This is a genomic window from Pseudomonas caricapapayae (assembly GCF_001400735.1).
GTDB lineage: Bacteria > Pseudomonadota > Gammaproteobacteria > Pseudomonadales > Pseudomonadaceae > Aquipseudomonas > Aquipseudomonas caricapapayae.
The window spans coordinates 1-10117 of record NZ_LJPW01000165.1 but is presented as its reverse complement, the minus strand read 5'-3'; the positions used below and the strand labels follow the sequence as shown (position 1 = coordinate 10117).

Genomic DNA, 10117 nt, shown 5'->3' with positions numbered 1-10117 from the left:
TGCAGCGGTGAAGCACTGCCTGCCGAACTGGCCGGTCAGGTGCTCAAGCGCCTGCCGCAGGCCGGTTTGTACAACCTTTATGGCCCGACCGAAGCGGCCATCGACGTCACGCACTGGACCTGCACCACGAACGACGTGCTCAGCGTACCGATCGGCCGGCCGATCGATAACCTGAAAACCCACATTCTCGACGATGGCTTGCTGCCTGCCGCACAAGGCGTGGCGGCAGAGCTGTACCTGGGCGGTATCGGTCTGGCGCGGGGTTATCACCAGCGGGCCGCGCTGACGGCGGAACGCTTTGTGCCGGACCCGTTCGACGAGCAGGGCGGCGGACGTCTGTACCGCACCGGCGATCTGGCGCGTTACCGCGACGAAGGGGTGATCGACTACGCCGGGCGTATCGACCATCAGGTGAAAATCCGTGGGCTGCGCATCGAACTGGGTGAAATCGAGGCCAGCCTGCTGGAGCACGACAGCGTTCACGAAGCCGTCGTTATCGACATTGACGGCCCGTCGGGCAAGCAGTTGGCGGCGTATCTGGTGGTTGAACAGGGTGTCGATCACCTGCGCGATGCACTCAAGACACATCTCAAGGCGTCGCTGCCGGATTACATGGTGCCCACGCATTTCATCGTGCTGGACAGAATGCCACTGAGCGCCAACGGCAAGCTGGATCGCAAGGCGCTGCCAAAACCGGACGCCGGGCAACTACAGCGCCAGTACGTCGCACCGGTCTCCGATCAGGAACGGCAGATGGCTGCCATCTGGGCGGACGTGCTGAAAGTTGAGCGGGTTGGATTGACCGACGATTTCTTTGAGCTGGGCGGCCACTCGCTGCTGGCGACGCAACTGATTTCCAGAATCCACACCGGCCTGGGAATCGACATTCCATTGCGCCTGATCTTCGAGAAACCGCAATTGAACGATTTTATTCAGGCTTTCGCCAGCAGCGGCCTGTCGCTGACCGAGGACGGCTTGTCCGATATTGAAAAAATGATGAATGAAATGGCGGGTATCTGACATGGACAAGTCTGCAGCAGAGCGTATCGCCCAGCGTTTCGTCGGTTTGCCCGTTGAGCAGCGCCGTCAGATTCTGAACAAGATGAACGAGACCGGGCAGAGCTTCAAACTGCTGCCCATCGCCGTGACCCGGCATGATGCCGCGCGTATCCCGCTGTCCTACGCCCAGCAGCGCATGCTGTTTCTCTGGCAGATGGAGCCGGACAACGCTGCCTACAACGTACCTATGGCGGTACGTCTGAACGGCCCGCTGGATCGGCAGGCACTGAGTGCAGCACTGGACGAACTGGTCCGACGCCACGAAACCCTGCGCACGCGTTTTGTTTCCGATGATGGCGCGTTTTATCAGGAGATCCTTCAGCAGGCGACAGTCACCCTTGAGTTCGCCCCGGTCGAGCCGGCCGATATCGAAGATCAGGTGCGTGTCGAGCTGCAGAAGCCCTTCGACCTGCTGAGCGGCACGTTGCTGCGGGTCAAACTGTTCCAACTGAGCGAAACCGGGCACGTCCTGACAGTGTGCATGCATCACATCGTGTCCGATGGCTGGTCCGCAGAAGTGCTGATTCGTGAGTTTGTGCAGCTGTATCAGGCGCAGATTTCCGCGCAGCCGGCGCAATTGCCCGCGCTGGCCATTCAGTACGCCGATTATGCGATCTGGCAACGCGCCTGGCTGGAAGCCGGCGAGGGCGAGCGGCAACTGGACTACTGGAAACAGCAACTGGGCAGCGAGCACCCGTTGCTCAGCCTGCCGCTGGATCACCCGCGCCCGCTGCAGCCGAGTCATCGTGGCGCGAGGGTGCGCGTCGACGTCCAGGAACCATTGTCCTTGCAGCTGAAAGCCCTGGCGCGCAACAGCGGCCAGACCCTGTTCATGTTGACCCTCGCTGCGCTTTCGGTGGTCCTGTCGCGCTTCAGTGGTCAGGCCGATATCCGCATCGGCGCGCCCAACGCCGGGCGCACGCGCAGCGAGCTGGAGGGCCTGATCGGCTTCTTCATCAACACCCAGGTGTTGCGTGTGCAGGTGGACGAGCGGCAGCGCTTTACCGAACTGCTGGATCAGGTCAAACGGGTGGTCACGCAAGCTCAGTCGCATCAGGAGCTGCCGTTCGAACATCTGGTGGATGCGTTGGCACCGGAGCGCAATTCGGGTCATAACCCGCTGTTCCAGTTCAAGATCAACCAGCATGTGCTGGCTGCAGATGACAGCGGACAACGTGTATCGGGCCTGACGGTCGATGAGTTTCCGATTGGCAGCAGTGATGCGCGCTTCGATCTGGCATTCGACTTTACCGACACGCCCACCGGGATACGCGGTTATTTCACCTATGCCACCGACCTGTTCGAACCGCAGACCATCGAACGCATGGCTGACGCATTGCGCGCTGTGCTGCAAGCACTGGTTGCGGACACTGACCGGCGTCTGGCCGATCAGCCGCAAGCGGTGTCGCTGCCAGTCGCTGAGCAGTCCTCTGATTTTGCCTGCAATGACTTCCTCAGCCTGTGGCAACAGGGCCTGCACAGTGGGCGTGACAAGCCCGCATTACGCGTGGGCCAGCAGGTGCTGAGCTTTGACGAGCTTGAACAACGCAGTAACCGGTTCGCCCGCTATCTGCACACGCAGGACATCAAGCCGGGCATGACCGTCGCGTTGTGCCTGGACCGCTCACTGGAATGGGTGGTCAGCCTGCTGGCGGTGCTGAAACTGGGGGCTGTGTACCTGCCGCTGGACAGCGCTCAACCCGCCGAGCGCCTGCAACAGCTGGCCCGCGACAGTGGTGCCGTGTTGCTGGTCCACGCGAACGCTGACGACAAGGCCGCCCGGTTGGGCGTGTGCCCGGTGCTGGCGTTCGATGCCGCGCTGTGGGCCGATCTCGACAGCCAGGCGCTGGGTATTCAGGTCCTGCCCGGGCAACCGGCCTACATCATCTACACCTCCGGCTCCACCGGGCAGCCCAAGGGCGTGGTGATCAGCCATGGCGCGCTGGCCAACTATGTTCAGGGCGTGCTCGAACGCCTGGCTCTGACGCAAGGGGCGAGCATGGCGATGGTGTCGACGGTCGCTGCCGACCTGGGCCATACCCTGCTGTTCGGTGCGCTGGCATCCGGCAGGACATTGCATTTGCTGTCCCACGAACAGGCATTCGACCCCGATGGCTTCGCCCGTTACATGGCCGACCATCAGGTTGACGTGCTGAAAGTGGTGCCGAGCCATTTGCAGGGCTTGCTGCAAGCCGCCAGGCCGGCGGATGTGCTGCCGAATCAATTGCTGATTCTGGGCGGTGAAGCCAGTTCCTGGGCGTTGATCGAGCAGGTGCGTTCGCTGAAGCCTGGCTGCCGGATCGTCAATCACTATGGCCCGACCGAAACCACGGTCGGCGTCCTGACTCATGAAGTGACCGAGCGCATGAATGCCTGCCGCAGTGTGCCGGTCGGTCAGCCACTGGCCAATGGCAAGGCTCGGGTGCTGGATGCCTATCTGAATCCGGTCGCCGAGCGAGTGGCCGGTGAACTGTACCTGGGCGGTCCTGGGCTGGCACAGGGCTATCTGGGCCGTGCGGCGATGACTGCTGAGCGCTTTGTGCCGGACCCGGATGCCGATGGCCAGCGCCTGTACCGTGCAGGCGACCGTGCGCGTTGGGTCGACGGCGTGCTGGAATACCTGGGGCGTGCGGATGATCAGGTGAAAATTCGCGGTTACCGGGTTGAGCCTGGTGAAGTCGGCCAGTGGCTGCAGGCGCTGGAAAACGTGGCCGAAGCGGTGGTGCTGGCGCAGCCGCTGGAAAGCGACGAAACCCGCCTGCAACTGGTGGCCTATTGCGTTGCGGCAGCCGGTACGCGCCTGAATGTCGACAGCCTGCGTGAGCAACTGGCTGCGCGCTTGCCCGAATACCTGGTGCCCGCACACATCGTGTTGCTGGAGCGTCTGCCTGTGACTGGCAACGGCAAGCTCGACAAGCGCGCCTTGCCCAAGCCCGGCGTCGTCAAACAACGTTATACCGCGCCGGTGGGCGAGATCGAGGAAAAGCTCGCCGCCGTGTGGGCCGACGTGTTGAAACTGGAGCAGGTCGGCAGCACCGACAACTTCTTCGAACTGGGCGGCGATTCGATTCTCAGCCTGCAGATCATCGCCCGTGCCAAGCGCCAGGGCATCAAGCTCAGCCCCAAGCAGTTGTTCGAAAAACAGACCATCGGCCAGTTGGCGTCGGTGGCCAGACTGATCCAGAAAAAGCCCGCTGCCGGGGCGGAGCAGGTCAGCGGTTCGCTGCCGCTGCTGCCGATTCAGGCGCGCTTCTTCGAGCTGGACATCCCCGAGCGCCAGCACTGGAATCAGGCGTTGATGCTCAAGCCGCTGCAAACGCTGGATGCGATTCACCTGCAGGCCGCGCTCGCCGCGCTGATCGAACAGCACGACGCGCTGCGTCTGGGGTTCACGCAGCAAGACGGCCAGTGGCAAGCTACATTCGGCACGCTGAACGCTCGCGATCTGCTCTGGACGCACGCGCTGGACAGTGCCGAGCGCCTGACCGAGCTGGCTGAGGAAGCACAACGCAGCCTGGACCTGAAAAACGGTCCGTTGTTGCGTGCCGTGCTGGTCAACCTGCCGCAGGGCGAGCAACGCCTGTTGCTGGTGATTCATCATCTGGTCGTAGACGGTGTGTCGTGGCGGGTGCTGCTGGAAGACCTGCAACAGGCCTATGTCGCCATTGCAGCAGGCCAGCCATTGGCGCTGCCAGCGAAAACCACCTCGCTCAAGCGTTGGGCCGAACAATTGCAACAGTATGCGAGCGGTAAAACGCTGGCAGCCGAACGTGATTACTGGCTGCAGGCCTTGCAGGGCGCGGACCAACCGTTGCCGCGCGACAAGCCCGAAGGCTCGATGCGTCATCGCGATGCGGCCCATGCGTCTTCATGGTTGAGCAAGGACCTGACCCACAAGCTGCTGAAAGTCGCACCTGCCGCGTACCGCACGCAGGTCAACGACCTGTTGCTGACAGCGCTGGCGCAGGTGCTGTGCGAGTGGAGCCAGCAATCGTCAGTGTTGATCCAGCTGGAAGGCCATGGCCGGGAGGACCTGTTCGACGACACCGATCTCAGTCGCACGGTCGGCTGGTTCAGCAGCCTCTTTCCGGTTCGCCTCACGCCGCAAATCATGCCGGGTGCAAGCCTGTGCGGGATCAAGGAACAATTGCGTGCCGTACCGAACAAAGGCATTGGTTACGGCGTGTTGCGCCACATGGGCGAGCCGTCGTTTGCGCAGCAACTGGCGGCACTGCCGCAGGCACGGGTCACGTTCAACTACCTGGGGCAGTTCGACGGCAGCTTCAGCGAGCGCGAGGGTGCGCTGTTCGTGCCGAGCGCCGACAGTGCCGGCACTGCTCTGTGCGAGGACGGGCCACTGGGTAACTGGCTGAGCCTCAACGGTCAGGTATTCGATGGCCAGTTGCAACTGGACTGGAGCTTCAGCCGCGAGGTGTATCACGCCTCGACCATCGACACCCTGGCACGCCGCTACGAGCAGGCACTGACCACACTGATCGAACACTGTACCGCCGGGCACCAGGGTGTCACGCCGTCGGACTTCCCGCTGGCGCGACTGACTCAGTCACAGCTCGACGGTTTGTCGATTGCTGCGGGCACCATCGAAGACATCTATCCACTGTCGCCGATGCAACAGGGCATGCTGTTCCATTCGCTGTTCGATGAGGTGGCGGGCAACTACATCAATCAGTTGCGGGTGGACATCGGCGGGCTGGACGTACCGCGTTTCCAGCGTGCATGGCAGGCAGCGGTAGACGCCCACGAGGTGCTGCGCAGCTGCTTTGTCAGCCAGCGCGAGCAGTCGCTGCAAGTGGTGCAGCGTCACGTGACGCTGCCCTTTGTCGAACTGGATGCGCGGGGTAAGCCCGAACGCTGGCTGGACAACTGGGCGCAGGCCGATCGTCAACAAGGCTTCGATCTGGCCCGGGGCCCGCTGTTGCGCCTGGCGGTAGTGCGCGTTGCCGACGACACGTGGCAGTTGGTCTACACCAGCCACCACATCCTGATGGACGGTTGGAGCAGTTCGCGGCTGCTGGGTGAAGTGCTGCAACGCTACAGCGGTCAGACGCCGCCGACACAGCCGGGGCGCTATCGCGATTACATTCAGTGGTTACAGGATCAGGACGCCGATGCCAGTCAGCGTTTCTGGACCACAGAACTGGCTGAACTGGATGAGCCAACCCGCTTGCTTCACGCGTTCAGGTCTTCAGCGCAAGGAGAGGGCTATGGCGATTACATCCAGCTGATCGATGCCGAGGGCACCCGACGTTTGAGCGAGTTTGCCCGCGAGCAGCGCGTGACCCTCAATACGCTGGTGCAGTCCGCCTGGCTGTTGTTGCTGCAACGCTACACCGGTCAGTCCAGTGTGACGTTTGGCGCTACAGTGGCCGGGCGTCCGGCTGAGCTGCCGGGTGTCGAAGAGCAGCTTGGACTGTTCATCAACACCCTGCCGGTGATCGCCAGCCCGCGTTCGGAGCAGACGGTGGCCGACTGGGTGCAGCAGGTGCAGGCGAAAAACCTTGCGCTGCGCGAGCATGAACATACCCCGCTGTATGATATCCAGCGCTGGGCGCGCAACAGTGGCGAGGCACTGTTCGACACTATTCTGGTGTTCGAAAACTACCCGGTGTCCGAAGCCTTGCAGCGCGCGCCCGATGGTCTGGTGTTCAGCGGCCTGCACAATCAGGAACAGGCGCATTACCCGCTGACGCTGGTAGTCGAAGCCAATGACGTGCTATCGGTGCGTTTCAGTTACGACCGGCAACATTTCAGTGCCGAAGGCATTCTGCAACTGGCGGCGCATTTCGATCACCTGCTGCAAAGCCTTGGTGCTTGCGCTAAGGCGCGTGTCGGCGAACTGGCCTTGCCGACTGCCTGGACGCAAAGCGTGCAGCATTACCCGAGCGTGCACTGCGCCCACCAGCGCATCGAGCGTCAGGCCGATCTCGCCCCGCAAGCCATCGCCCTGAGTTTTGCTGACCAACAACTGAGCTACCAGCAACTCAATCAGCGCGCCAACCGGCTGGCCCACAAGCTGCGCGAGCAGGGCGTCGGCCCGGACGTTCGAGTGGGGCTGGCCGCCGAGCGCGGTCTGGACATGATTGTCGGCCTGTTGGCGATCCTCAAGGCGGGTGGCGCATACGTGCCGCTGGACCCGGATTACCCGCAGGATCGCCTGAGCTTTCTGATGCAGGACAGCGGTATCGAATTGTTGCTGACCCAGAGCGGTTTGCTCAGTCAGTTACCGATTCCTGCGCATGTTCAGACACTGGATCTGGCCGATACGCTGGACGGTTACAGCACGGAAAACCCGCTCAACCAGACCACGCCGGCCAACCTGGCCTACGTGATTTACACCTCGGGCTCGACCGGCAAGCCGAAAGGCACGTTGCTCACCCACCACAACCTGATGCGTCTGTTTGCCGCCACCGACGACTGGTTCGCGTTCAACGAAAAAGACGTGTGGACGCTGTTCCACTCGTTCGCCTTCGACTTCTCGGTCTGGGAGATTTTCGGTGCGTTGCTGCACGGGGGACGACTGGTGATCGTGCCCCGCGAAGTGACCCGTTCGCCGGAAGATTTTCACGCGCTGCTGGTCGAGCAGCAGGTCACGGTGCTTAACCAGACGCCGTCGGCGTTCAAGCAACTGATGCGTGTGGCGTGTGATTCGTCGTTGCCGATGCCGTTACAGAAAGTCATCTTCGGCGGCGAAGCGCTGGACGTTGCCAGCCTGAAACCCTGGTTCGAACGGTTTGGCGATCAGACACCGCAACTGATCAACATGTACGGCATCACCGAAACCACGGTTCACGTGACCTACCGGCCGATCACACTGGCTGACACGCACAATCCGGTCAGCCCGATTGGCGAAGCGATCCCCGATCTGTCGTGGTACGTGCTGGACGCCGATTTCAACCCGGTCGCCCAGGGATGCAGCGGCGAGTTACACATCGGTCACGCCGGTCTGGCGCGCGGCTATCACAACCGCGCCGCACTGACTGCAGAGCGCTTTGTGCCTGATCCGTTTTCCAGCGACGGCAGCCGCCTGTACCGCACCGGCGACCTGGCCCGTTACCGGTCTGCCGGAGTGGTCGAATACGCCGGGCGCATCGACCATCAGGTCAAGATCCGCGGCTTCCGCATCGAGTTGGGTGAAATCGAAGCGCGACTGCAAGCGCACCCGACCGTTCGCGAAGTCATCGTGCTGGCCCTGGACGGGCAGTTGGCGGCGTATCTGGTGCCGACCGAGCCTGATCAGGATCAGCAAACCCTGCGTGAAACGCTGAAAACCGAACTCAGGGCGAATCTGCCGGAGTACATGGTGCCGACCCATTTCATCGTCCTCGACAAGATGCCGCTGACCGCCAACGGCAAGCTGGACCGCAAGGCGTTGCCTGCACCGGATGCCAGCCAGTTGCAGGCGACCTACATCGCTCCGCAAGGCGAGCTGGAGCAGCAACTGGCGGCGATCTGGGCCGATGTGCTCAAGATCGAGCAGGTCGGACGCGCTGACAACTTCTTCGAACTGGGTGGGCATTCCTTGCTGGCCACTCAGGTGATTTCGCGCATTCGTCAGCAACTGGACGTCGAGCTTTCGTTACGCGACCTGTTCGAAGCGCGTGATCTGGCGGCATTCGCCCACGCGGCGGGCGAGGGCCAGGGCAACGACGTTCCGCGCTTCATCAAGGCTGACCGCACTCGGCCACTGGGTCTTTCCTATGCGCAGCAGCGTCAGTGGTTTCTCTGGCAGCTCGATCCTGAAAGCACTGCTTACACTATTCCTGCGGCCCTGCGCCTGAGCGGCTCGCTGGACATCGCCGCGCTGGAGCAGAGCTTCAGCGCGTTGATCGCTCGTCACGAAACGTTGCGCACGACCTTCCGCCAGGACGGCGAAAGCGCGGTGCAGGTTGTTCATCCGGCACGCGCCTTGACCCTGACGGTCGAGACCGTGCATGCCGGTCAGGCTCTCGAGGCCTGCCTGCAGCAGGAAATGCAGCGTCCGTTCGATCTGGAGCAAGGACCGCTGTTGCGCGTTCGTTTGCTGAATCTTGCGACCGACGAACACGTGTTGATTCTGACCCAGCACCATATCGTCTCCGATGGCTGGTCGATGCCGATCATGGTCGATGAGCTGGTACGTCTGTACGAAGCCTTCAGCCAGGGCCGCGAGGTGATGTTGACCCCACTGGCCATGCAATACGCCGACTACGCGCTGTGGCAGAAGACCTTGATGGAGGCTGGCGAGCAGGACCGCCAACTGGAGTACTGGAAGCAGCAATTAGGTGCTCACCAACCCATTCTGGAGCTGCCCGCCGATCATCCGCGTCCGGTCGTGCAGAGCCACGCCGGTGCGCGCCTGGCGGTCGAGCTCGAACCGGCGCTGATCGACGATTTGAAACAGGTCACGCGACAACAGGGCGTTACGCTGTTCATGCTGTTGCTGGCCTCATTCCAAAGCCTGCTGCACCGTCACAGCGGCCAGTCGGATATCCGCGTCGGTGTGCCGATTGCCAACCGCACCCGTGCGGAAACCGAAGGCCTGATCGGTTTCTTCGTCAATACGCAGGTGTTACGCGCCGAGTTCGATCTGCACACGACCTTCAACGAACTGCTGCAACAGGTCAAACACACGGCGCTGCAAGCCCAGGCGCATCAGGAGTTGCCTTTCGAGCAGTTGGTCGAAGCCCTGCAGCCACAACGCAGCCTCAGCCACAGCCCGTTGTTCCAGGTGATGTTCAATCATCAGAGCCAGGCCAGCACCGACATTCGCGAGCTGCCCGGTCTGCAGGTCGAAGCGCTGGTGTCTGACCGCTACCCGGCGCAATTCGACCTGACCCTGAATACCGCCGAACACGACGGTGGCCTGAGCGCTGGCCTGACTTACGCAACGGCCTTGTTCGACAGCGGCACCATCGAACGTATGGCCGGGCACTGGCTGGCGTTGTTACGGGCGCTGTGTGCCAATGCGGCTCAGCGCATCGCTGAAGTCCCTATGCTCGACGCTGCCGAACGGCAGCAGATAGTCCGCGACTGGAACACCACGGCTGCCGAGTTCCCG

General features: G+C 62.2%; 2 protein-coding genes. Both read left to right on the top strand.

Going from position 1 to position 10117, the window contains the following annotated elements:
- Positions 1 to 1020: phosphopantetheine-binding protein (locus tag ALO80_RS25445; protein ID WP_083493411.1), on the top strand; the 1020-nt coding region annotated here is incomplete at its 5' end.
- Between the two features lies 1 nt (position 1021).
- Positions 1022 to 10117, top strand: a 9096-nt coding sequence (locus ALO80_RS25440; protein ID WP_083493410.1) for a non-ribosomal peptide synthetase, incomplete at its 3' end; no start/stop codon positions are given.